At 74.0% G+C, this 22692-nt stretch carries 18 protein-coding genes; 9 read left to right on the top strand and 9 right to left on the bottom strand.

Going from position 1 to position 22692, the window contains the following annotated elements; translation table 11 throughout:
• Window positions 1–6 precede the first annotated feature (6 nt).
• The 6 genes from ACFOYX_RS14510 to ACFOYX_RS14485 are packed head-to-tail and all read right to left on the bottom strand — an operon-like array spanning window position 7 to window position 11853.
• On the bottom strand, window positions 7–1038 hold the full coding sequence (locus ACFOYX_RS14510; protein WP_322438903.1) for a 3-oxoacyl-[acyl-carrier-protein] synthase III C-terminal domain-containing protein: 1032 nt from the start codon (window positions 1036–1038) through the stop codon (window positions 7–9).
• The gene (locus ACFOYX_RS14505) at window positions 1035–2720 is read right to left on the bottom strand and encodes a hypothetical protein (protein WP_322438902.1); all 1686 of its coding nucleotides are present in this window, start codon (window positions 2718–2720) and stop codon (window positions 1035–1037) included. Before ACFOYX_RS14505 ends, ACFOYX_RS14510 begins: the two co-directional genes overlap by 4 nt.
• On the bottom strand, window positions 2717–2947 hold the full coding sequence (locus ACFOYX_RS14500; RefSeq protein ID WP_322438901.1) for an acyl carrier protein: 231 nt from the start codon (window positions 2945–2947) through the stop codon (window positions 2717–2719). The genes ACFOYX_RS14505 and ACFOYX_RS14500 overlap by 4 nt, the downstream gene beginning before the upstream one ends.
• Window positions 2944–4329 (bottom strand): MFS transporter, encoded by a 1386-nt coding sequence (locus ACFOYX_RS14495; protein WP_322438900.1) that lies wholly within the window; start codon window positions 4327–4329, stop codon window positions 2944–2946. Before ACFOYX_RS14495 ends, ACFOYX_RS14500 begins: the two co-directional genes overlap by 4 nt.
• A 10-nt stretch (window positions 4330–4339) precedes the next feature.
• Window positions 4340–10990: a condensation domain-containing protein gene (locus tag ACFOYX_RS14490; protein ID WP_322438899.1), complete on the bottom strand. Its 6651-nt coding sequence runs from the start codon at window positions 10988–10990 to the stop codon at window positions 4340–4342.
• The gene (locus ACFOYX_RS14485) at window positions 10987–11853 is read right to left on the bottom strand and encodes an alpha/beta fold hydrolase (RefSeq protein ID WP_322438898.1); all 867 of its coding nucleotides are present in this window, start codon (window positions 11851–11853) and stop codon (window positions 10987–10989) included. Before ACFOYX_RS14485 ends, ACFOYX_RS14490 begins: the two co-directional genes overlap by 4 nt.
• A 201-nt stretch (window positions 11854–12054) precedes the next feature.
• Between ACFOYX_RS14485 and ACFOYX_RS14480 the strand changes: the two genes are divergently transcribed.
• The 5 genes from ACFOYX_RS14480 (at window position 12055) to ACFOYX_RS14460 (ending at window position 16570) form a co-directional block, all read left to right on the top strand.
• Window positions 12055–13008, top strand: coding sequence for an LpqB family beta-propeller domain-containing protein (locus tag ACFOYX_RS14480; protein WP_322438897.1), 954 nt, complete (start codon window positions 12055–12057; stop codon window positions 13006–13008).
• Window positions 13009–13152: 144 nt separating this feature from the next.
• Window positions 13153–13944 (top strand): class I SAM-dependent methyltransferase, encoded by a 792-nt coding sequence (locus ACFOYX_RS14475; protein WP_109800701.1) that lies wholly within the window; start codon window positions 13153–13155, stop codon window positions 13942–13944.
• A gap of 55 nt (window positions 13945–13999) precedes the next feature.
• The gene (locus tag ACFOYX_RS14470; protein ID WP_109800702.1) at window positions 14000–15001 is read left to right on the top strand and encodes a hypothetical protein; all 1002 of its coding nucleotides are present in this window, start codon (window positions 14000–14002) and stop codon (window positions 14999–15001) included.
• The gene (locus tag ACFOYX_RS14465) at window positions 14998–15651 is read left to right on the top strand and encodes a hypothetical protein (RefSeq protein WP_322438896.1); all 654 of its coding nucleotides are present in this window, start codon (window positions 14998–15000) and stop codon (window positions 15649–15651) included. The genes ACFOYX_RS14470 and ACFOYX_RS14465 overlap by 4 nt, the downstream gene beginning before the upstream one ends.
• Before the next feature lie 16 nt (window positions 15652–15667).
• Window positions 15668–16570 carry an inositol monophosphatase family protein gene (locus ACFOYX_RS14460; protein WP_109800704.1) on the top strand — a complete coding sequence of 301 codons (903 nt, stop codon included), beginning with the start codon at window positions 15668–15670 and terminating at the stop codon, window positions 16568–16570.
• A 699-nt stretch (window positions 16571–17269) separates the two neighbouring features.
• Here ACFOYX_RS14460 and ACFOYX_RS14455 read toward each other — a convergent pair.
• On the bottom strand, window positions 17270–17440 hold the full coding sequence (locus ACFOYX_RS14455; RefSeq protein ID WP_322438895.1) for a hypothetical protein: 171 nt from the start codon (window positions 17438–17440) through the stop codon (window positions 17270–17272).
• Between the two features lie 195 nt (window positions 17441–17635).
• On the opposite strand from ACFOYX_RS14455, the gene ACFOYX_RS14450 reads away from it, so the two are divergent.
• Genes ACFOYX_RS14450 through ACFOYX_RS14440 form a run of 3 tightly spaced genes read left to right on the top strand, consistent with a single transcriptional unit; the run spans window position 17636 to window position 20289 of the window.
• A complete protein-coding gene (locus ACFOYX_RS14450; protein ID WP_322438894.1) occupies window positions 17636–18853 on the top strand; it encodes a macrolide family glycosyltransferase in 1218 nt (405 codons plus the stop codon).
• 3 nt (window positions 18854–18856) lie between these two features.
• A complete protein-coding gene (locus ACFOYX_RS14445; protein WP_322438893.1) occupies window positions 18857–19348 on the top strand; it encodes a hypothetical protein in 492 nt (163 codons plus the stop codon).
• Window positions 19345–20289, top strand: a complete 945-nt coding sequence (locus tag ACFOYX_RS14440; protein ID WP_322438892.1) for a hypothetical protein — start codon at window positions 19345–19347, stop codon at window positions 20287–20289. The genes ACFOYX_RS14445 and ACFOYX_RS14440 overlap by 4 nt, the downstream gene beginning before the upstream one ends.
• Before the next feature lie 254 nt (window positions 20290–20543).
• On the opposite strand, the gene ACFOYX_RS14435 is transcribed toward ACFOYX_RS14440, so the two are convergent.
• The gene (locus tag ACFOYX_RS14435) at window positions 20544–21284 is read right to left on the bottom strand and encodes an NAD(P)H-binding protein (RefSeq protein ID WP_322438891.1); all 741 of its coding nucleotides are present in this window, start codon (window positions 21282–21284) and stop codon (window positions 20544–20546) included.
• A gap of 126 nt (window positions 21285–21410) precedes the next feature.
• On the opposite strand from ACFOYX_RS14435, the gene ACFOYX_RS14430 reads away from it, so the two are divergent.
• Window positions 21411–21917 carry an Rrf2 family transcriptional regulator gene (locus ACFOYX_RS14430; protein WP_109801667.1) on the top strand — a complete coding sequence of 169 codons (507 nt, stop codon included), beginning with the start codon at window positions 21411–21413 and terminating at the stop codon, window positions 21915–21917.
• Between the two features lie 352 nt (window positions 21918–22269).
• Here the strand turns inward: ACFOYX_RS14430 and ACFOYX_RS14425 are convergent, their stop codons facing one another.
• Window positions 22270–22683 (bottom strand): NAD(P)H-dependent oxidoreductase, encoded by a 414-nt coding sequence (locus ACFOYX_RS14425; protein WP_322438890.1) that lies wholly within the window; start codon window positions 22681–22683, stop codon window positions 22270–22272.
• Window positions 22684–22692: the final 9 nt, after the last annotated feature.

The raw sequence follows: 22692 nt of genomic DNA, 5'->3' as shown, positions 1-22692 counted from the left end.
GGGCGGTCAGACCCGCAGCAGGGTGCAGACCCAGTGCATGCCGCTGCCGGTGCTTGTCAGCGCCACCAGGTCGCCGTCGGCCAGCCCACCGGTGCTCAGGTGGTGCTCCAGCCCGATCAGCTGGTCGGCGCAGCCGACGTGGCCGTGGGCCAGGGCCAGCTCGACGTTGGTCCGCTCCAGCTCCACGCCGAGGTCCTTGGCCAGCTCGGCGAACTGCCGGACGTTGTCGTGGAAGTGCAGGAACCGGCGGACGTCGGCCAGTTCGACGCCGGCCCGGGCGCAGGCCGCCTCCACCACGCCCCGGTTGCGTTCCCGGATGGTGGCGACGAACTGGAACATCCGCCGTACGTCGCCGGCGAAGAACTCGTCGAGCCGGTCCGCCGGGTCGCCCACCCGGGGGGTCCCGGCGTCGGGGGTGAACGGCTGGGCCGTCCCGCCGGCCGGCATCCGCATGAAGCCGGCGTACCGGCCGTCGCTGATCGTCTCGGTGGCCAGCCAGCGGCACCGGTCGTGGTCGCGGACCAGCACCGCGGCCGCCGCGCCGTCGGAGAAGACGCTGGTGTTGATCTCCATCCGGTTCCAGTACGGCTCGCACACCCGGTTCGCGCCGATCAGCAGCGCCGTCCGGTACGCGGGGTGGGTGGCGAACCGGCCGGCCACCGTGTCGAACGCGGCCACCCCGCCGCCGCAGGCCTGGTTGAGCAGGACCGCCTCGGCCCGGTGCGCGCCGAGCCGGGCCTGGGTGTGCGCGGCCGGGTCCCAGTAGAGGTATTCGGCCAGGTCGGGGAGGGCCAGCACGACCAGGTCCACGTCGGCGGCGGACACCCCGGCCCGGTCCAGCGCGGTGCCGCCGGCCACCACTGCCAGGTCGGTCACCCCGACCCCGGCGCCGGCCCGGTGGAAGGCGCGGTACTCCCAGGAGCGCACCCGGTCCAGGTCGGTCGTGTACTCGGCGGCGGCCACCGCCACGTCGACCGGCTCGCCGAGGACGTGCGCCAGGGCGGCCACCCCGACGCCGACCGGCGGCGCCCCGCTCACCGGGCCACCGCCGCGGGCTCGCCGGCCGGCGCCGGTCCGGTCGCCCCGACCGTTGGTTCGACCCGGTCGGCGGCGGCCCCGACCTGGCCGCTTCCGGTGCGGGCGGCGCGGAGCCGGACCGCCGGGTCGGCGGGCACGACGGCGTCCAGCTCGGACAGGAAGCGGCGGGCCGTGCCGTTGCGGCCGGTGTCGGTCCAGCGGACCAGCACCTCGCCGGCCCCGGCCTCCCCGGCGCGGCGGGCCACCTCGCGCAGCACCGCCGCCTCCACGCCCTTGCCCAGTACCGGGCAGGAGAGCGAGAAGACGTCGACCGTCCACCGGTCGCCGGCCCGGTCGACGCCGACCAGCCCGGCCGTGCCGTAGTCACCGAGCCGGTCGCGGACCCGGACCGCCAGCAGGTCGCCGGCCCGGTCGGCCAGCGCGGCGGCCGGCGGGGCCGGGGCGAGGGCGAAGTCGTGCGCCCGGGCCACCAACTCGGCCACCGCCGCGACGCCGTCCGGCGCCACCGGCGCGTACTCGACGCGGACGTCCAGGCTGGCCACGAAGTCGTCGAGGGAGAGCCCGGCCGGTGCTTCGGCGGGCGCCGGTCGTCCCGGCGCGCCGCCGGTCCAGCGCCGGGCCGGGATCCGGTCGGTCAGCCCGGCCGCCCGTAGCTCGTCCGCCCAGGCGCGCGGATCGGCGCCCAGCTGCACCCGCCGCGGCCCGTCCCGGCCGGTCGAGCTGGCGCCCGCACCGGCTCCGGGCCCGTCGGACCCACCGTTGCCGGTGCTGGTCAGCGCCAGCTGCGCCACGGGCACGTCCAGCTCGGCGGCGATCTCGGCGAGCTGGTCGGGCAGCGGCCGGTCGTCGGTGACCCAGCCGTCCAACACGGTCAGCAGCTCCGGAGCGTCGGCGGTCGACCAGAAGCCGGCGCCGCCGGCCCGCAGCGCCAGGCGTACCCCGGCGGCGCGCAGCTCGCGCAGCGCCGGCAGCAGGTGCGCCGCCCCGGTCAGCCCGTCGCCGTCGAGCACCAGGGCCCGGCGGCCCGCGCCGAACCAGCAGCTCAGCAGCCCTGCCGCGGCGGCGCCGAGGGCGGCGAAGACCTCCTCGGTGTACGGGATCTTCGCGAACCGGAACAGCGCCGGGTGGTACGCGCGCCGGGCACCCACCGCCCGTACCGCCTCCTCGGCGTCGACGAGCAGCACCCACGGGTCGGCGGCCAGCCGCTCCCGCAGCCGTTCCCGGACGGCGGTCGCGGCGGCGGCCACCCCGTCGGCGTCCAGCGCGTCGCCCACCCCGCACGGCCGGGCGGGCGGGACGGCCGGCAGGACGTACGCCAGCAGGGCGCCGTGCCGGCGTGCGGCGGCGACGGCGGCCTCGGCGGCGGCGAGCAGTTCCGCCACCCATTCCGCGCCGGCCGGCCCCGGGTCGCCGGCCTCCTCGGGGCGTTGCGCCACCACGAGCACGTCGGGCCGGGTGGCGGCGAGGAAACCGTCGTCGGCCAGGCACTGCTGGACGACCTGGTTGAACGGGCCGATCGTGAAGGCGGCCGGCAGCCCGGCGTCGTGCAGCCCCAGTCCCAGGTACGGCACCAGCGGGTCCACGGTGTAGCTGGCCAGCAGCGCGACCCGCAGCACCGGGTCCGCGTTGCCCCGGGCGACGGCCTGCCAGCGGGTGCGCAGCGCGAACAGGTCGGTGCTCATCGCGCCTCCGTCCCCTTGGCCCGCAGCACGGTGCGCAGCTCCCCGACGCTGCGCACGTCGCGGATCTCCTCGAAGGCGAAGGAGAGCCCGTAGACCTCCTCCAGGGTCACCACCAGTTGCAGGTGCCGCAGGCTGGTCCAGGTGCCGATGGTCTGCGGCCCCGACTCGTCGGTCACCTCGGCCGGGTCGACCTCCAGCACCCCGGCCACCACCTCGCTGAGCGTCACTTCGCCACCACCGCGCGGTCGTCGGTCAGCTCGTCGGTGCCGGTCGGGGCGGGCAGCGGCGCCGGCCCGGCGGCGGCCTCGTCGTAGTCGGGCAGGTCGACCTCCATCCGGCGGATGCTCGGCGAGGCGAACCCGGCCACCGCGACGCCGATGCCGAGCACGCCGACGATGACGAAGATCAGGCCCATGCCGGCGCCCGGCCCGCTGCCGACCAGCCAGCCGAACAGCGGCACCCCCGGCCCGCCGTCGCGCATCATCGGCTCGAACCAGCGGTCCGCGGCGATACCGGCCAGCGCCGTGCCGCCCGGGTACGCCAGGTCCTCGATGAACTGCCGGGCGGCGAAGACGCGGCCCTGCTGGGCCGGTTCGACCTTCTCCTGCCAGACCGACTGGGCGTACCCGTCGATGAACGGAATGGCCAGGTGCAGGAAGAGCAGGGCGATCGCCCAGACGATGACGGTGTCGCCGATGCCGTAGATGATCCGGCCGAGGACGCTGAACACGAGGATGGCGATGAGCATCCGGCGGATCTTGTGCCGGGTGTTGGGCAGCACGGCGAGCAGGCCCGCGCCGGCCACACCCCCGACCGCGCCGATGGTCTGCACCAGGCCGACGGCGTTGGTGCTGCTGTCGGTGCGGGCCAGGATCTGCGGCACCAGCAGGGCGAAGCCGACCGCGGCGAGCACGTTGATGGCGAACAGGATCGCCTCCAGGCCGGTGAACGCCCGGCTGGCCAGGATGTAGCGGAACCCGTGGGTCGTGTCGGACCAGAAGCCGCCGTCGTCGTGCGTCGACCGGGGCACCGGCGGCAGTTTCACCAGCAGCACCGCGCCGATCGCCACCAGGTAGGAGATCGCGTCGATCAGCAGGATCGTCTTGATGTCCATCAGCCCGAGCAGCGCGGCGGCGAAGCCGGGGGCGAAGATCACCGGGATGGTCCGGACCGCGAACATCATCGCGTTGGCCCGCGGGTACTGGCCCTTCTCCATCATCACCGTGATGGTCGCCTGGTACGCCGGCAGCTGGAACGCGAGGAACGCGCCGGTGACCAGGTTGACCAGGTAGAGGTGCCAGACCTGCACCGAGTCGGTGAGGAAGAGCAGCAGCAGTACGCCGGTGGTGACCGCCGAGCCGATGTCGCTGAGCACGACGGTCAGCCGCCGGCTCCACCGGTCGACCAGCGCGCCGGCGATCGGGCTGAAGATGACGGTCGAACCGAACGCGAACGCCATCAGCAGGGTCAGGTCGAAGGCCCGGCCGGTGGCGTCCCACACCCAGATGCTCAGGGCGAAGTTCGTCATCCGGGTGCCCAGCGCCGACAGCAGCTGGCCGAACCAGATCGTGGTGAACCCGGCGAACCGGGACGGGCGTCGGAACGCCATGGGGATCCTCCTACTGCCGTGGCGGTTGCCCGTGGTCCCCGGCCAGCCGCAGCAGGCTGGTCCGGATGCCGTCGAGCAGGTGGTCAGCGGTGTCCGGCCGGAAGGCCGGGGTGGCGTAGCTGAGGTCGACGCGGAGCCCGGCGCCGCTGAGCGACCCGGTCACGTCGAACGGGAAGGGCCAGTGGCCGTCTGCGTCCTCGGTCGGCCCGAACGGGGCGGTGCACACGTCGAGGAGCTGGTTGGCCGGGGAGACGTCGTCGAAGCCGAAGCCGCCCATGTAGTTGACCGCGATCGCCGGTGGCGGCGTCGCGGCCAACCGCCCGCGGACCTCCGCGTCGGGGCAGAGGTACCGCAGCAGCCCGTAGCCGATGCCGTTGTCCGGGACCGGCCCGAGCTGGCGGATCACCGAGCGGACCGAGCGGGTCGGGTCGGCGGTGGTGGGCAGCTCCAGCCGCAGCGGGTAGAGCACCTGGAACCAGCCGGTGGTGCGGGTGACGTCCACGTCGTCGAAGAGCGGTTCCCGGCCGTGGCCGGTGGTCGCCACGGTGACCGCGCCGCCGGTACGCCCGGCGACCGTGTGCACCACCGCCCAGACCAGCAGGTCCCGTACGCTCGCGCGCAGCCGGCGGGCGGCGGCGTGCAGCCCCCGGGTGGCCGCCTCGTCGAGGGTGACGGAGGCCAGGCCGAGGTCGCCGAGGCGGAACGGCGCCGTCTCCGGTTCGTCGGCCAGCCGTCGCAGCACCCCGTCGTCGGCCTGCGCCAGCCAGAACGGCAGCTCGGCGCGGAGCCGCGCCGAGCCGGCGTACTCGGCGAGCCGGCCGGCCCAGCTCCGGTACGAGGTGGTCTTCGCCGGCAGGGCCGGCTCCTCGCCCCGTTCCAGTTGACCGCAGAGGGTCTCCAGGTCGGCCAGGAGCACGCCCCGGGAGACCGCGTCCACGACCAGGTGGTGGGCCACGATCAGCAGCCGGTCGGCCAGCTCCGGCCCGAGCCGGAAGTGCGCCACCCGGACCAGCGGGCCGGCGGTGAGGTCCAGCCCGGTCTGCGCCTCGGCGGCCAACGCCTCGACCGCCGCCTCCCGTTCCGCCACCGGCACGGCGGTGAGGTCGTGGCCGGCGAACGGGACCGCCTCGGCCGGGTCGGCGTGGTGCTGGCGCCAGCTTCCGTCCGGCTGCCGGGAGAGGCGCAGCCGCAGCGCGTCGTGCTGGGCGACCAGCCGTCGTACCGCCTCGCGGACCAGATCGGTGTCGAGCGGGCGGGCGAGCTGGAGGTAGTAGGGGTGGTTGAACAGGGCGGGCCGGGCCATGGTGGGGGCGACCAGGTCGGTGAACCAGCGCTGCGCCCCGGTCAGCGGGGCGTCGCCGCTCACCTCGCCCTGTTCGGCGTCGACCGTCGCAGTCTCGCCGAGGCTGGCGGCCAGCTCCGCGACCGTGGGGTACCGGACGAGCTGCCGGGGGGTGACGTCGATGCCGGCCTCGGCGCAGCGGGCGACGAGCTGCATGGCGAGCAGCGAGTCCCCGCCGACGGCGAAGAAGTCGTCGTGGATGCCGAGCTTGCCGGTCCGCAGCAGGTCGGACCAGATCGCGACCAGCCGGCGTTCCCGTTCGGTGCGGGGCGCGGCGGCGGCCCGGTCGGCCCGCCGCCGGTAGCCCTCGGCGACGGCGGCCCGCACGGCGGTCGCGTCGGCCAGCTCGGTGGCGACCTCGGCGAGCAGGTCGGTGGGGATCCGGTCGACCTGCCAGTCGGGCCGCGCACCGTCCATGATGGCCGGCCCGAAGCAGCCGGTCGGCGGGTCGAGCAGCCAGAGGTCGCGCAGCAGGTCCGGGGGGCCGGCGTCCGGATCGTAGGGCAGCGCCACGCCGTCGGGCGGGCCGGGCTCGGTCGCCGGGTGCAGGATCAGGGTGCCGGCGTCGGTGGGCGGCGTCGGGGCGTACCGGAGGATCCCGGCGGTGACCAGCGCGGCCAGCCCCGGGGCCTGCGGCGCCGCGGTGAGCAGCACCGCGCGCCCGGCCCGGGCCTGGGCCGCGAGCAGAGCCGCCAGCTCCGCCTGCCGATCGGCGGGCCCCGGGGGTACGACCAGCCGCCCGACCGCCGGATGGCGCAGCACCCGCCGCACCAGCACGGTGCCGGTCACCGCGGCCAGCTCCGGCGACCAGTCGTCCCCGGCGAAGAGCTCCGGCACCCGGTACCGGCGGGCCCACGCCTCTACCGTCACCACGTCGACGCCGGGCCGGCCGGCCTGGCTCTCCCGCAGCCGCGCGGTCAGGTCGGCGAAGAATCCCTCCCACGGCGCGGTCCGGTACCGGGGCGAGGCGGGGCAGACCAGCAGGGTCAGCGGGGCGGCAGTGCGGGCCCGGTAGGCGTCCAGCGCCGCCGCCAGCTCGGCGAGGAAGTCGCGCAGCCCGACGGTGGCCGCGCCGAGCGGGCCGGGGGGGACCCGGTCCTCCCAGCGCAGCAGCAGCACGTTGCGGTCCCGGGCGGCGGTGGCCAGGCCGGCCGCCGGGTCGCGCAGCAGCCGCAGCAGCGCGCCCGGCGGGAGCTGCCCGAGGGCGTACGGCAGGTCCAGCAGCTCGGACCAGAACCGGACGGTGTCCGGCAGCCCGGGCAGCGCCACCGTGCCGCCCACCACCAGGCGGGGGGCGGGCCGGCCGGTCGTCCGGGGTGCGGGCGCGGCCTGGCGGGCGCCGCCGACCGGCGCGTCCGGGCGGCGCAGCCCCTCGCCGAGCACCTGCCCGAGCCCGGTCAACAGCCGGACCATCCGGTCCGGGGTGAACAGGTCGGCGCTGTAGGCCAGGTCGGCGTGCAACTCCTCGCCCTGCCAGGTGAGGCTGAGGAAGAGGTCGAAGTCCACCCCGACGCTGGGCACGTCCACCGGGGACGCCGCCAGCCCCGGGAACTCCGGCAGGTCGTCCGCGCCGTCGATGACGTTGAGGACGCACTGGAACAGCGGGTGGTACGCGGTCTGCCGGGGCAGCCGCAGCGCCTCCACGATGGTCGCGAACGGCACCCCCTGGTGCCGGTACGCCTCCCGCGCGGTGCGGTACGCCCGGCCGACGAGCTGCCGGAAGGCGGGCCGGCCCGCCACGTCCACCCGCAGCGGCAGCAGGTCGGCGAAGCAGCCGACCAGCGGGGCCAACTCGGCGCGGTCCCGGCCGGCGGTGGGCACGCCCAGCACCAGGTCCGTCTGCCCGCTCTCCCGGTGCAGCAGGGCGGCGAAGCCGGCCAGCAGCACGGCGAACGGGGTGACCCCTTCGGCCCGGGCCAGCTCGCGGACCGCCGCGCCGAGCCCGGCGGGCAGCCCCTGCGACTGGTACCCGGCCACGTCGGAGCGTTCCTGCGGGCGGGCGTGGTCGGTGGGCAGCTCCAGCAGCGGCGGCGCGTCCCGCAGCCGGTCCCGCCAGTACGCCAGGTGCGGCTCGACGGCCGGGGAGGCCAGCCAGTCGCGCTGGTGACGGGCGTAGTCGGCGAACTGCGCGGGCAGCGGTGGCAGCTCCCCGCCGGCCCCGGTCACGTGGTACGCGTACCGGGCGGCGAGGTCGGCGAGCAGGACGCTCCACGAGGTGTTGTCGCAGACGATGTGGTGCATGCCGAGCAGCAGCTGGTGGCGTCCCTCGGGCAGCCGGACCAGGCGGGCCCGCAGCAGCGGGCCGGCGGCCAGGTCGTACCGGTGGGCGGCGTGCCCGGTGACCGCCCGGCGCAGCGCCCGGGCCTGCTTCGCCGCCGGCAGGTCGGTCAGGTCCAGCGGCTCCACCCACGGGTCGAGGTGCGGGTGGACCACCGGTTCCGGCTCGCCGCCCCCGTCCCGGAAGGTGGTGCGCAGCAGCTCGTGCCGGGCCACCACGTCGTCGAGCGCCCGGCGCAGGGCCGCCTCGTCGAGGTGGCCGCGCAGCTCCACGGCGGCGGTGGTGTTGTGCCGGACGACGTCGTCGCCGAGCTGGTCGAGTGCCCAGAGCCGGACCTGCGCCGAGGACGCCACGGCGAGTGTGCCCGGCGCGGCGGGGGAGAGCGGGGCGAGCGCGCTGCCGTCGTCGTCGGCGTCCAGCATCGCGGCGAGCTGGGCGACGGTCGGGTTGGTGAACAGGGTGTAGAGGGACACCTCCCGGTCGAATTCGGCCTGTACCTGGGACAGCAGGTGGGTGGCGAGCAGCGAGTGTCCACCCAGGCCGAAGAAGTCGCTGGTCACGCCGACCCGTTCGACGCCGAGCGCCGCGGCCCAGAGACCGGCCAGCCGCTCCTCGGTGGGGGTGCGGGGCGCCACGGTCTCCGCGTCGTCCGGCCCGGCGGCCCGGATCGGGGCGGGCCGGCTCCGCTCGGCGACCGCCGCCGGAGTGCTCAGCTCCTCGACCAGGTACACCGCCCGCTCGGGCCCGATCGGCGGGGCCAGCCCGGCGACCGGGACCGGGTCGTCGGCGGGCGGGTCCAGCGGCCAGACGTGGGCGAGGAAGCGGCGCAGCTCGTCCCACCCGCCCGGCACGGTCAGCGCGAGCAGTTCCGGGTGCTCCCGGCGCAGCGCCGCGACCGTCTCCGGTTCCGGGTCGAGGACCACCGTGGCGGCCGGGTCGGTGCCGGCGAGCGCGGCGGCGAGGCCGCCGGCCGGGCAGGCCCGGACCTCGTGGCCGGGCAGCGCGTCGGCGAGCCGGTCCGCCACTACCCGCTCGCCGTCGACCAGCACCAGCCGGCGGGGCTGGCCGACGGCCCGGCGCAGCTCGCGGAGCACGATGGTGCCGAGCGCGGCGAAGTACTCGGTGGTGTACGGCACGTGCCCGAGCTCGTCGGCCCGCCCGTCGCTGACCTCGCTCACCGGGTACGCGCCGGCGTGGTCGGCCGCCCAGACGGCGTGCACCCCCGGCGTCCGGGCGGCCAGCACCGCCAACCGGTCGTCCAGCCGGCCGGACAGCTCGGCGGCGCGCCGGTCGGCGAACGCCGGCGAGGCGGGGCAGACCACCAGCAGCAGCGGCGCCGCCGTCCGCCGCCGGTACGCCCCGACCGCCGCGGCCAGGTCGTCCATCGCCGCGTCGAGCGCCGCCGCACCGCCGGCCCCGTCCTGCCGGCGCAGCCAGTCCTCCCAGCGCAGCAGGCAGACCGTGGCGTCCGTCTCCGCCCCGGCGAGCAGGTGACCCACCAGTTGGCCGTAGCCGACCGGCTCCACCGCGGCGGGCATGCGCAGGAAGCGCAGCCAGAACTCCACCGGGTCGCGCAGCGGGTCGACGGTGAAGGTGGCCGCCAGCGAGATCCGCTGCCGGCCCAGCCCGGCCACCTGGGACAGTGGCCGGTCCGGGACGGCGGCCATCGCCCGCAGCAGTTCCGGCAGCCGGCCCACGGTCCGGGCGACCGTCTCGTCCAGGTACAGGTCGGCGTTGAAGTCGACCGCGCCCTCGATCCGGTCGCCCCGCCGGGTGAGGCTGACGAACAGGTCGAAGTCGGTGAGCCCGTTCTCCGCGGCCACCGGGGCGAAGGTGGCGCCGGCCGCCTGCCGCTCGTCCCCGCCGCCGTCGGTCATCGTGGCCAGCACCTGGAACAGCGGGTTCACGCTCGGGTCGCGGGGCGGCCGGACCTCCTCCACCACCCGCGCGTACGGGGCCTCCTGGTGCGCGTACGCCTCGCTGACTGTGCGGTGGACGCGCCGGACCAGGTCGCGGACGGTCGGGTCGCCGGCGACGTCGACCCGGAGCACCAGCATGTTGGCGAAGCAGCCGATCAGCGGCTCCAGCTCGGTGCTGCCCCGGCCGGCGGCCGGCATGCCGAGCAGCACGTCGTCCTGCCCGGTGGCCCGGTGCAGCAGGGCGGCCAGCCCGGCCAGGGCGACCGCGTTGACCGTCGCGCCCGCCCCGCGGGCCAGCCCGTCGAGGGCGCCGGTGGCCTCGGCGTCCACCGTGAACGGCAGGGACCGGCCGCGATGGGTCTGCACGGGCGGGCGCGGCCGGTCCGGCGGCAGCGTCGAGCGGGCCGGCGCGCCGGCCAGCCGCTCCCGCCAGTGCCCCAGGTGCCCGGCGAGCGCCCGCTCGGCCGCCGGCTGCCGTCGGGCGGCGACGTGATCGACGAAGCGGACCGGCAGGGCGGGCACCTCCGCCGGCACGCCGGCGGCGAACTCGCCGTACCAGCGGACCAGTTCGTCCCGGAACAGCCCGGCCGACCAGGCGTCGAAGATGATGTGGTGCACGGTCACCAGCAGCAGGTGCTCGTCGTCGGCGAGCGCCAGCAGGCGGACCGCGAGCAGCGGGCCGGCGGTGAGGTCGAACCGGACGGCCGCGTGCGCGGCGATCTCCCGGTCGGCCGCCGCCCGCCGCTCCGCCGCCGGCAGCGCGCGCAGGTCGACCACCGGCAGCGGCACCTCCGGGGCGTCCCGGACCCGCTGGGTGACCATCCCGTCGGCCTCGGCGAAGACGATCCGCAGCGCGTCGTGCCGGGCGACCACCGCGCCGACCGCCCGGTGCAGGGCCGGCACGTCCAGCGGGCCGGTGATCCGCTCGGCGAAGGGGACGTTGTAGACCGGGGTGCCGGGCTCCAGCCGGTCGAGGAACCAGAGCTGCTCCTGGGTGAACGAGAGCGGACGGGGCGCGGCGGGGTCCGGGCGGTCGGCCCGCGCCCGGCGCAGCCGCAGGGCCAGCAGCTCCCGCTGCTCCGGGGTGAGGTCGGCGAGGTCGGGGTGCAGGTCCTGGGTCATGGGGTGGCCCCTTCGGCGTACGCGCGGGCGGCGGTGCCGGGTCGGGTCGCCGGTCCACCGGTCAGCAGGCGGGTCAACGGGGGAGGCGAGTCGTGCAGGTACAGGTGGCCGCCGGGGACGACGGTCAGCGAGAACGAGACCCCGGTGCAGGCGGCCCAGCCGGCCACCTCGTCCGGGTCGACGAGCGGGTCGTCGGCCGCCGCCACCGCGTCCACGGGCAGCGGCAGCGGCTCGGGTGTCCCGGGCCGGTACGACGCCACCACCGACAGGTCGGCCCGCACGGTGGGCAGGATCAGCCCCAGCAGGGCGGGGTCGGCGAGCAGTTCGTCGGGTATCCCGCCGAGGTCGCGCAGCCAGGCGGTCAGGGTGCCGTCGTCGAGGGCGTGCGCCGCGCCGACGGACGCGGTGCGGTGCGGCGGGCGGGCCGCGGAGACCACCAGGCGCTGCGGCGCCGGGCCGCCCCGGGCGACCAGCCGGCGGGCCACCTCGTACCCGATCAGGCCGCCCATGCTGTGCCCGAAGAGCGCATACGGCGCCGGCACCCGCTCGGCGATCGCCTCCACCAGCGGCGGTGCCAGCCCGTCCATCGTGGTCAGCGGCGGCTCGGCGAGTCGCCGCTCCCGGCCGGGCAGCTGCGCGGTCCACACCTCCACCTCGTCGCCGAGCAGCGCGGACCACGGCCGGTACGCGCCGGCCCCCGCACCCGCGTACGGCAGGCACACCAGCCGGAGCCGGGCGGCCGGGCGGGGCACGGCGCAGCTCAGCCAGGCGGCGGCCCCGGTCGGTCGGTCGGCGGTCGTCGGTGGCGGTGGCATGGGTACCCCGTTTCTGCTCAGCACGGCGACGAGGCGTGGGGTCGCCATGCCCGCACACGCTAGGAACGGCCCGTGACGGCGGTCTTAGTGCCGGATGAGGGTTTGCTGCGGTGTCCGCTTCGGCCCGGGTTCGGGTCGCGCCTTGACCGACCGGCCCACCCGGCTCGGGCCGGACGCCCGATGGAGGCGGCTCTATCCCTTCTAGAGGGTGGGACGAAGTCTTTTCCCACGGGGGTTCACAACATGGAAATGAATCGACGCACGATGCTGCGCGGGGCCGCCCTGGCCGGGGCCGCGGCGGTGACCGGCCTGGCCGGCGGGCTGGCCGGGACGGCGCCGGCGAGCGCGGCCGACACCACCGAGGTGGTCAACGGGCCGTGGCTGGTCAGCGCCGCGGGCGTGTTCCAGATCGAGCCGGGCCACACCACGCCGAAGCTGCTGTTCTCCCAGGGCGACGACGCCACCGCCTCGCCCGACGGCCGGTACGTGGCCTTCCGCAACAACTCCTACATCCCCGGCCAGCCGCGCCCGGCCGCCGTGGCGCTCTGGGACCGGGTCACCGGGGAGACCCTGCCGCTGGTGGCGGGGGAGGAGGGCGTCTACTGGGAGAGCCCGACCTGGTCGCCGGACGGCACCGAGCTCGCCCTGGTCCGCAACCACGACACCCTGGTGACGGTCGACGTGGCCACCGGCGCCATCCGGGTGCTCGTGCAGGGGCACTACATGGTGCGGCCGAACTGGTCCCGGGACGGCTCAATGATCGTCACCCGATGGCACAGCCGCTCGGAGGGTCCGCAGCTGAAGACGCTGACCCTGGCCACCGGGAAGCTGCGGCGGATCTACCTGCCGGAGGCGGCCGGTGAGAACTTCGACTGGCCGGTCTTCATGCCGAACTCGGAGCGGGTGGTGTTCTGCACCAACCGCTGGACCCGGGACACCGACGTGCCCAGCGGCGCGGCGCTGGCCTCGGTCCGGATCGACGGGACCGGGCTGAAGCGGCTCACCGACACCCCGCGGCTCTACCTGTCGCCGGTGTTCTCTCCGGACGGCCGCTACTGCGCGGCGCTGTCCGTGCCGCCGACCAACGAGTACCCGGACGGCGGCAACATCATCGTCTCCACCAGCGGCTTCGGTGAGCCGTGGTGGATCCCCGGCGACGAGTACGACGACAGCAGCCGGCTGGACTGGGCGCGCGCCCTCTGACCTGATCCACCCTCCGACGCGGCGGCCGGCTTCCGGCCGCCGCGTCGGCGTCTCCGGACACCGTCGCGCCGATCGCGACCTTGGACGTCGTGCGATGCGAGGCTGGACGCCAGGACGGTCGCCGGGGACGTTGGGGAGGGTGCGATGCCGGAGCCACCGGCCGGAGGGACGTGGCGTGGCGCGCAGGCGCACGGCCGCCGGGCCAACCGGCGCAGCTACCATGACGGCGCCAGGGTCAACGGGTACGTCGACGACCCGTACCACCGGATCCGCCGCGCGGTCGCGGCCCGGATGGTGGCCGAGGGCGTGACCGGGCGGCTGCCGGTGCTGGAGCTGGGTTGCGGCCCGCGCGGCATGCTCGACCCGGCGGACCTGCCGGTGCCGCTGGTCCTGGCGGACCTGGCGGAGACGGCGTTGCGCGACGCCCGGCGGGCCGCCGGGCCGGGTGCGCTGCCGGCCTGCCTGGACGCCACCCGCGGCCTGCCGTTCCGGGCGGGCAGTTTCGGCGGGCTGGTCACCGGTGAGCTGATCGAGCACGTGTACGACCCGGTGGCGCTGCTTCGCGAGTGCCACCGGGTGCTGGCGCCGGGCGGGCTGCTGGTGCTCACCACCCCCAACCTGGCCACCGTGCAGGACCGGGTGTCCTTTCTGCTCGGCCGCGCTCCGCGCCAGGTCGACCCGCTGCACCCCTACCTCTGGCTGCACATCCGGCCGTTCACCGCGTCGCTGCTGCGCCGGGTGCTCCGGCGGGCCGGGTTCGTGCCGCTGGCGATCCGCTCCAATCAGGTCGGCTGGCGGCTGCCCAGCGGCCGGTGGGTCACCTCCCGGCTGCTCGCCCGCGTGGCGCCGGGCCTCGGCGGTTCGCTGATCTGCGCGGCCCGCCGGGCCGCCGGGCCGCCGTCACCGACCGTCTCGGGGCAGCCGAACAGCGTGTGATCGTGATATTGACAAAGGGCTATCATGGGGAAATCGTCATCGACCGGGGGATGTCATGGCCCGCCTCTTGACCTGGGTCGTCAACAATCTCGACGCCTTCATCGGGCTGCTCCTGGCCTTGACCGTCGCCGTCCTCGGGCTGACCAGCACCGTCAGCCAGGAGGTGGTCAACAGCGCCATCCTGCTGATCCTCGCCCTGCTCGCCCAGGCGATGCTGCGGGACCGGCTGCGCCGGGAGACCGCCGAGCACCAGGTGCGGCACGTGCTCAACGACACCCGGGACCGGCTCACCGAGCTGGTGCCGCAGATGCGGGAGATCACCGGCCCGGAGGGCGCGCTGAACCGGGCCCGGGAGGCCATCGACAGCGTCTCGATGGTCCGGGTGCTCAACGGCACCGAGGTCGGGCAGGCGCTCGCCGAGGCCCGCCGGCACACCGACCGCTGGGACTTCAAGGGCGGCACCGGCACCTACACCCGGGCGGTCACCCTGCCGGAGTGCCTCGACCACGCCCGCCGGCGCAACGCCACCCTGCACTTCTCCATCGAGATCATCGACCCGACCGACGAGGGCGTCTGCGAGCGGTACGCGCGGTTCCGGCGCAGCCTGGCGCCGAACGCGCCGGGGGAGCGGTGGACCGTCGACCGCACCCGCAAGGAGTCCTTCGCGACCGTGCTGGCCGCCTGCTGGCACCTGCAGCGGTCCGGGCTGCTCACCATCGACGTGCGGCTCTCCCCACGGATGAGCACCTTCCGCTACGACCTCTCGTCGAGCTGCGTCATCATCACCCAGGAGAATCCGCAGACCCCGGCGCTGCGCATCGACCGCAAGGAGCTGTACTACAACCGGTACAACATCGAGCTGCAGTACAGCCGCGAGCAGAGCCGGCGGGTGCCGATCGAGGCCGCCGGGCAGGTCAAGCTCGACGACGAGCCGTCCGTGGAACAGGTCCGCCGGTTGTTCACCGCGCTCGGCCTGCCGCTGCCGCGCTCCTTCGGTGACCGCGAGGTCGCCGACATCGTGGGCAAGGCCATCCAGGCGAGGGACCCGTACGCATGATGACCTACGCCGAGCTGGAACGGGAGATCGACCGGGGCACCCGGCCGGAGCTGCTGCGCCGCTGGGTGCTCGACGTGCTCGACGACGTCGCGGACGGCCGCCGGCCGCTCCGCGCGGTCCGCCACCCGCTCGGCTTCACCTGCCTGCCGGTGGACCGCACCGGCTCCGACGGGATCTGCGTGCACGCCTGGCCGGCCGGCCCGCCGCCGGTCGAGCCGACCACCTCCGCCATGCACTCGCACAGTTGGGATCTGCTCAGCCACGTGCTGCACGGCCGGGTGCGCAACGAGCTGATCGAGGTGACCGACGCGCCCGCCGAACCGGTCTGGCGGGTGTACGAGGTGCGCAGCCGCGCGGACGTCGACGAGATGGCCGCGACCGATCGCCTCGTCACCGCGGTGACCGCCACGGTGGAGACGCACGAGGCCGGCGACTCGTACGCGCTGCGCGCCGGCGGGTTCCACACCTCCGAGGTGGACCCCGGGCAGCCGGCCGTGACGGTGGCGCTGGGGCGTACCACGCCGGGCGGCTGCGACCTGAGCCTCGGCGCGGTGGACGGGCGCAGCCACCGGGTGCGCCGGGACCGATGCGAAGCGGCGGAGACCGCACGGATGGCGCGGGAGATCGCGCGACTGGTGGCACGGGGCTGACACGGCTGGAGGAGCCATGGACGTGAAGCCGCTCGGAACCGGGCCGGACCTGCGCGAGGCGCACCGGTTCGCGGTCGACGCCGCACGCGCCGCCGGAAAGGTGCTGCGCGCCGGCATGAGAGGCGAGCTGCACGCCCGCGCCAAGAGCGCCTCCGGCGACCTGGTCACCGACCTGGACCTGGCCGCCGAGCGGTTGATCGTCGACCGGATCCGGGCCCGCTGGCCGGAACACGGCGTGATCGCCGAGGAGGGCGGCGAGTACGCCGCCGACGACGCCTGGGCGTGGCTGGTCGACCCCCTCGACGGCACCAACAACGTGGCGATCGGGCTGCCCGCGTACGTGGTCGGCATCGCGCTCTGCGAACGCGGCTCGCCGGTGCTCGGCGTGGTCCACGACCCGGTCGCCGGCCGCACCTGGTCGGCGGTGCGCGGGCAGGGCGCGTTCGTGCACGCGGCCGGGCCGTCCGGCCGGCCGCTGCGGGCGCCGCACCGGCCGGTGCCGTCCGCGCCGGTGCTGGCCTGGACCCAGGGTCACGAGGTACGCCGGGACGACAGCACCGCCCGGGCGTTGAAGGTGGTGCTGGACTCCACCGCCCGGCGGGTGCTGCAACTGTGGGCGCCGCTGCTGTCCTGGGTGATGCTGGCGCGGGGTGACATCGACGGCATCGTCGGCTACCGGCCGGAGGCCGTCGACCTGCCCGCCGGGATGCTGCTCGCCGCCGAGGCCGGGATGGTCGTCCGGGCCCTCGACGGCGGCTGCTTCGACGACCGGTACGGCTGCCCGGCCGAGCGGCGCAGCTTCGTCGCCGGGCCGCCGGAGAGCATCGACCGGCTCGTCAAGCTGGTCACCGCGGCCCAGTGGATCGAGCCGCAGGTCCGCCACCTCACCCCGATCAGCCTCACCACCGTCGGCTGGTGATGCCACGTACCTCCACCCCGAGCAGCCTACTCGAACACACGTTCGATCCGGCCGGCTGTCGCGTGTCTAGTCCTTCGTGCGGGACGGACGGGAAGCCATACTCCCGCTACGCGGAGCTTGGCTACGTCCGCCGTAAGGGCTGTCGGGAACGGAACGGCGCTCCTTTTTCGTGCGCTCAGGGTGCATGTCGCCCGGGGTCACTGGGGGGCGACCAGGGACGTTGATGCACAACTGTCCCGGCTCAGCACCGCACACAGGGCAGGGGCGGTACGACTCGACGGGCCCCGGATCGAGGTCCTTCGCCTGGGCCGCTCGGACGATCTCGTCGGCCGCGTGGTGTAGCTCGAGGTCCCGATGTCTCACGGCAGCCATGTGGATCCGCTGGAGCGCGCTTCGTGCCAGCTCCCCTGGGTCAGTCATCCAACCGACCTTCCCGCTATGCGCGCCGCCACACGCACCCCTGTTTGCCTGCGGAAACGCACGATACGGGCCGGCGTGGAAGCCCAAATAGGCCGATCATGTCAAGCGTCTGGTGGGACGCCACCGTCCCCACCAACCGGCGGGGACGGCAGAGAACCAGCAGGAAGCGGGTTGCCGAGCCGCTCGGCCACCAGGGCTCGCAGGTCGTCGCGGACCGCGTCGGCGTCCCAACCGCCGGATACGGCAGACGTTGTATCGCGTCCGGACGGCATGTCCGGCCTATGCGAGCTGCCAGCACGCCTTGACCTCAAGCTCGGCGAGCAGGCCGGTCACGAGCCCGGTCGGGGTGCGGCGCGGCTCGACCCGCCCGAACCTGCCCGCGAACGAGATGAGTGCCTGGTCCCCGACCTGCTGCCATCCGGCAACGTCTACGCTGGGACCAGCGGCCACCGCAACATGCGACTGTTGTCCAACCAGCCAGCCCATGCGGTGGCTGCGCTGCGCTTATCGGCCCGACCAAGATCCCGAACGGGCGGCTGCCGTACTAGGTGCAAGCGAACGCGATTCTGCGTCGGGGCGAGAAGGGCGGATCATGATCGCTACATGTTGCCGGGCACTGACTCGTTTCCTGTCCGCGGTCGGCCGATGAGCGCAGTCGCATTCCTCAACATCGCCATGCACGGGCACATCAACCCGACGCTGCCGGTCGCGGCCGAGCTTGTTCGTCGTGGCCACTCGGTCACCTACCACACGACGCCCGCCTACGCCGAGGAGATCGCGGCCACCGGCGCACGAGTGCTCCTCTACTCCGGGGATGACCAACCGCTCGCCGGCACGCCGCTCACGCTGATGGACCAGCTTGCGCGCACCGCCGTACGCGTGCTGCCCGCCGTCCTCACCGATCTGCGCGGTACCCGGCCCGATCTGATCGTGCACGACTCCCTCTGCCCGTGGGGGCCGGTGGCCGCCCGGGAACTCGACGTGCCGGCAGCGTCGTCGTTCACCACGTTCGCGTTCAACCGGCACCTGCCCAGCCCCACCCGCGGCTCCTGGGAGCTGCTCGCCGCGGCGGCGGCCCTGCCGCGCCACGCCGGGCGATACCTGAGGTCGCGCTGGGAGCTGCGCCGCCGGTACGACACGCGTGCGGTGCCCCTGATCGACCTGGCGAACATCCGTCAGCCGCTCAACCTGGTCTACACCTCGCGGGCGGTTCACCCCCAGGCTGACAGTTTCGACCAGTCCTACCGGTTCGTCGGACCGAGCGTCGGTGCCCGCCCAGCCGACTCGTCGTTCCCGGTCGATCGGCTGCGGGACCCGGTGCTGTACGCCTCAATGGGCACGTTGTTCGACGTCGGCCCGGGGCTGCTGCGCAGCTTCGCCGGCGCGCTCGCCCCGCTGGGTGGCACCGTGATCGTCTCCACCGGACACACCGACCCCGCCGCGCTCGGTCCGCTGCCGCCCAACGTGATCGCCCACCGCTCCGTACCGCAGCCGGAGGTGCTGGCCCGCGCAGCGCTGTTTGTCACCCACGGCGGGGTGAACAGCGTCAACGAGGCACTGTACGCCGGTGTCCCGATGCTGGTGGTCCCGCAGGGCGCTGACCAGCCGTTGGTGGCTTCCCACGTCGTCGAGCTCGGTGCCGGCCTCTCGATCCGCACCGAGGACGTCAACGTGGAGGTCGTGCGCGCCCTCGCCCAGCGCCTGCTCGACGAGCCCCGATTCCGGGCCGCCGCGAGCACCCTGCAGGTCGCCCAGCGTCAGGCAGGCGGCTATCCGCGCGCCGCCGACGAACTCGAGCGCTATCTGCAGCAGACCGGCCCGGTCACTCAGCCGGGCTCTGCCGATCTGCCACCGCAGGCCTGACGGATGTCCCCGGTCGTCGCCATCCTGCTGCTGTTCGCCGGGCTGTCCGAGGCCGCCGGGCGTCTCCTGCCCGTGGTGGCACGCCTGTCCAGCGCGTCGCACCCCAGGGTGGTCGGGTTGATGCTGCTCGGCGCCATGGTCGAGGGCGCGGTATTCGCGCTCTGGCCGCTGTCCGCGTGGACCCTTGCCGAGCTGGTGCTGCCCACCTCACCGTCCGACGAGGCCGCGCTGGTTTGGACACCAGGCCTGGCCGCCCCGCTGCTGCTTGCCGCAGTCCTCGCGTTCCCGCTGCTCGGGCCGCTGCTGCACCTGGTGCTCATGGTGGGAGTGGGGGCCGGCCTCGCCGGTGCGCTCGCCACGGTGGCCGGGCTCGGCTGGTGGGATGCCGCCGGCTGCGTAGCCATCACGGGAATCGGGCTTGGCCTCGCCGTCGAGGGCGTCCGCCGCCTGGTCGTAAGGCTCAGTACCACAAGAGCACCGGAGCCACTCACATGATCGAGTTTGCGCTCCTGCTGCTGATCGGCGGGATCGGACCGGTCCTGCTCGCCGAAGCTCTGCTCGCCCGCTACGAGGTGCTGGCCTATGCCGCAGGCTGGCGGACTCCCACCACCGCACTCCCCACGGGCATGCCCTACGCCCGTGGCGCCGACCCGGACCGCCCTCCGGACGCCTACCTGGTCTATCTGGACGGCATCGGGAAACGCCGCTTCCACGACACCCGCGACGGCGGCCGACTGGTCAAGTCCCTGATCACCGGAGCGCCGGAGCTCAGGGTGCTGGGTCAGGTGCAGCCCTACTCGCCGCTGGCCGATCCGCTCGCCGACCGGCCGGTATGGACGTGGCTGCGCCGCCACATCGGGCTGGTGCTGTTCCTGCACAACGTGATGCAGATCTTCGTCGCCGCCGACCGCCGGTACCGTCCCCTGTACAACCGCGCCGTCGGCTCGCAGATCGCCTATCAGCTCCGGCTCGCCGGTTACCGGCGCGACAGCGGTGTCCCCGTGGTAATGCTCAGTTACAGCGGCGGCGCCCAGGTCGCCACCGGCGCGGTGGACGAACTGTGGTCCCAGCTGCGCTCCCCGCTCTGGCTGATCACTCTCGGCGGATTCCACAATGGCGCCAACGACATCAGCCACGCCCAGCACCTCGACCGGCTCACCAGTGCCGGCGATCGGATTGAGCGAGTAGGCACCTGGATGTTCCCGCAGCGGTGGCGGCTGTTCCGCTGGAGCGGATGGAACCGGGCTGACCGCGACGGGAAGATCACGGTGCACCGGCTCGACCCGGCCACCCACGTCGGTCCGCGTAGCTACATCGGCCCGGAGGCCCGGCTACCCGATGGCCGTAGTCACCTCGACCGGACCGCCGACACCGTGATCGCGCTGATCCGGGATCGCCTCAGCGCGACTGCGGAAACCGACGGCCCGCGGCCATGAGCGGCTTGACCATGGCGCACAGCACGGACCGGTCATCGCCGTGCTGTGCGCCGGGAGGATGGATGCTGGGGGATCAGGCGGACCGAGCAAGTGACCGTCGCGATCATGCCTGGTAGTCGACCGACTCGTTCGCTGCACGCACCCCGCATGGGCGTCCGACGCACGACAGGGCCTCGGCCAGGGCCGGTCGCAGCAACTCGGCGTTCCGGCCGCCGTCCGATCGACTTCATCCGCTGAAGGGCCGAGTGCCCGGGTTAGCGGGCCGCTTGGATCCAGTCCTGGTAGTGCGTGGGTGCCAGGTGTGCGTCCGGGCCCGCGATGAGCACGTCGCCGGCGACGACCGCGAACATGCCGGCCCCGTCGTCGGTGACGACGGTCCGATTGTCCTGCTGTGCGGCCAGGGTGACCCTGCCGAGGTCGTCGAGGGCGAAGACGTCCGGGCCGGCGACGTTCCGAATGCCTTGCAGCGGCGTGCCGGTGGAGACGTCAACGACCGCGTCGACGACGTCCGCAGCGGCCATCGGCTGAATACGGGTAGCGGGCAGGCGAACGGTGGTGTCGTCGGAGGTCCAGGACAAGACCGCGTTCATGAATTCGAAGAACTGGGTGGCACGCACGATGGAGTACGGCGTGGGCCCCTGCCGGAGCAGTTCTTCCTGCAGGGTCTTGGCGCGGTAGTAGTCGAGCTGGGGCACCTGGTCCACACCGACGATCGAGAGGATCACCTGGTGACGGACGCCGGCACGCTCCCCGGCGGCCAGCAGGTTGGTCATGGAGGTACGGAAGAAGCCCAGGGAGGCCTCGTCGAAGGTCGGCGAGTTCGCGACGTTGACCACGACCTCCGCGCCCTCCAGCGCCTGGTCCAGGCCCTCTCCCGTGATCAGGTCGACGCCGGTCGACAGCGCCGCGGGAACGGCCTGGTGTCCGGCCGCGGTCAGCTTTTGGACCACCTGCGAGCCGATAAGTCCGGTACCGCCGATGACTGTGAGCTTCATGGCTCTCACCCCTCCACGGCGTGCCACAAGGCACGCCGGTTTCGTCGGGGCGTAACCCCCAACTCGGATACTTTCTGTCCGAGACAATAGTCGGATAGTCTTTGTCCGAGTCAATCGGGGGGTCGGATGAAGCTGTCAGGTGGGGTCGAGTGGGCACTGCACTGCTGCGTGGTGCTGACCACGGCGACGGAGCCCGTGCCGGCCGCCCGGCTCGCGGAACTGCATGACGTCTCCGGCAGCTACCTGGCCAAACAGCTGCAGGCACTCTCCCGCGCCGGCCTCGTGACCTCCGTCCAGGGCAAGGCGGGCGGATATGTCCTGACCAGGGCACCCGAACTGATCACCATCCTCGACGTCGTCGCAGCCGTCGACGGCGCTCAGCCCGCGTTCGTGTGCACCGAGATCCGCCAGCGCGGCCCCCTGGCGGCACCACAGGAGGCCTGCACCCGGCCGTGCCCGATTGCCCGCGCTATGGCCGGCGCCGACGCCGCCTGGCGCGCCGCCCTGCAAGCGATATCCATCGCGGACCTCGCCCGCAGTGTCGATGAGGACTACGGCCCTACCGCCCTCGCTGGCATCCGCACCTGGCTCAGCCCGAACGATGGCGATACCGCGATTGTCGAGCGCGGGTAGTCACGGAGGACGATGCCGCAGATCTCATCGGCGACGGAACTCACCAACCTCGGCTCGCCCGGCCGCGGGCAACTCCCCCCGATACGCCCCCGGCTCTCAGCGACGGTGGGCAACAGTCGGATTCAGCGGGACTGAAAGAACGGCCCCTGACCGCAATTCCTGCTGCTCAGGGGCCGTCTTTGCATCTGGTGGCGGGTAGACCGCCACCAGATGGCGAAGCACCCGACCAGCAGAGTGGCGCGACCCGTCCGGTTTGCACGACGATGTGATGTTCACCGAAGCCCGCCGAGCGCGATGCCGCTCACTCTCAGCCCTGAGGTTCCCAGTCCGGCCTACTCCTTGAGTGATCCCTTCATGCCGGGTACGGGACCGAGTTGCGTGCCGCAGACAGGGCGGCGGCCCACCAAGCGAGCTGGTCCAGCAGGGTTTTGGCATATCCGGGCGCCTCGGGGTCCAGCGGCCGACCGTCTTCCCACGCTGTGAAGTAGTTCGGGAAGGCCAGACCATCGCGGATTGTCACGGCGTGCAGTTCGGTGAGCACGTTCTCCAGGTGGAGGACAGCGTGGCGGCCGCCAGCTGGGCCGCCGTAGCTGACGAAAGCGACGAACTTCGGTGAAACTGCCGGCAACGACAGCGGGATCTCGGCGTCGGCGAGATCGACGACGTCGATGTCGAACCCGCCGTGCTCGCGCGCTTGGTCGGCGACCCAGGAGGCGACGACAGGCGCGAACCGGCCCTCTCGGACGCTCCCGACGATGATGACCAACTTGTGCTT

The sequence above is a fragment of the Micromonospora sp. GCM10011541 genome (assembly GCF_042650725.1).
Lineage (GTDB): Bacteria > Actinomycetota > Actinomycetes > Mycobacteriales > Micromonosporaceae > Micromonospora > Micromonospora sicca.
The sequence above is the reverse complement of the archived record's forward strand: the minus strand, read 5'-3'. Positions and strand labels throughout refer to the sequence as shown.

Excerpts from the sequence above, each read along its gene's own strand:
- ACFOYX_RS14505 (WP_322438902.1), bottom strand. The coding sequence starts at position 2,720 with ATGAGCACCGACCTGTTCGCGCTGCGCACCCGCTGGCAGGCCGTCGCC.
- ACFOYX_RS14495 (WP_322438900.1), bottom strand. The coding sequence starts at position 4,329 with ATGGCGTTCCGACGCCCGTCCCGGTTCGCCGGGTTCACCACGATCTGG.
- ACFOYX_RS14490 (WP_322438899.1), bottom strand. The coding sequence starts at position 10,990 with ATGACCCAGGACCTGCACCCCGACCTCGCCGACCTCACCCCGGAGCAG.
- ACFOYX_RS14485 (WP_322438898.1), bottom strand. The coding sequence starts at position 11,853 with ATGGCGACCCCACGCCTCGTCGCCGTGCTGAGCAGAAACGGGGTACCC.
- ACFOYX_RS14480 (WP_322438897.1), top strand. The coding sequence starts at position 12,055 with ATGAATCGACGCACGATGCTGCGCGGGGCCGCCCTGGCCGGGGCCGCG.
- ACFOYX_RS14475 (WP_109800701.1), top strand. The coding sequence starts at position 13,153 with ATGCCGGAGCCACCGGCCGGAGGGACGTGGCGTGGCGCGCAGGCGCAC.
- ACFOYX_RS14470 (WP_109800702.1), top strand. The coding sequence starts at position 14,000 with ATGGCCCGCCTCTTGACCTGGGTCGTCAACAATCTCGACGCCTTCATC.
- ACFOYX_RS14465 (WP_322438896.1), top strand. The coding sequence starts at position 14,998 with ATGATGACCTACGCCGAGCTGGAACGGGAGATCGACCGGGGCACCCGG.
- ACFOYX_RS14460 (WP_109800704.1), top strand. The coding sequence starts at position 15,668 with ATGGACGTGAAGCCGCTCGGAACCGGGCCGGACCTGCGCGAGGCGCAC.
- ACFOYX_RS14450 (WP_322438894.1), top strand. The coding sequence starts at position 17,636 with ATGAGCGCAGTCGCATTCCTCAACATCGCCATGCACGGGCACATCAAC.
- ACFOYX_RS14445 (WP_322438893.1), top strand. The coding sequence starts at position 18,857 with ATGTCCCCGGTCGTCGCCATCCTGCTGCTGTTCGCCGGGCTGTCCGAG.
- ACFOYX_RS14440 (WP_322438892.1), top strand. The coding sequence starts at position 19,345 with ATGATCGAGTTTGCGCTCCTGCTGCTGATCGGCGGGATCGGACCGGTC.
- ACFOYX_RS14435 (WP_322438891.1), bottom strand. The coding sequence starts at position 21,284 with ATGAAGCTCACAGTCATCGGCGGTACCGGACTTATCGGCTCGCAGGTG.
- ACFOYX_RS14430 (WP_109801667.1), top strand. The coding sequence starts at position 21,411 with ATGAAGCTGTCAGGTGGGGTCGAGTGGGCACTGCACTGCTGCGTGGTG.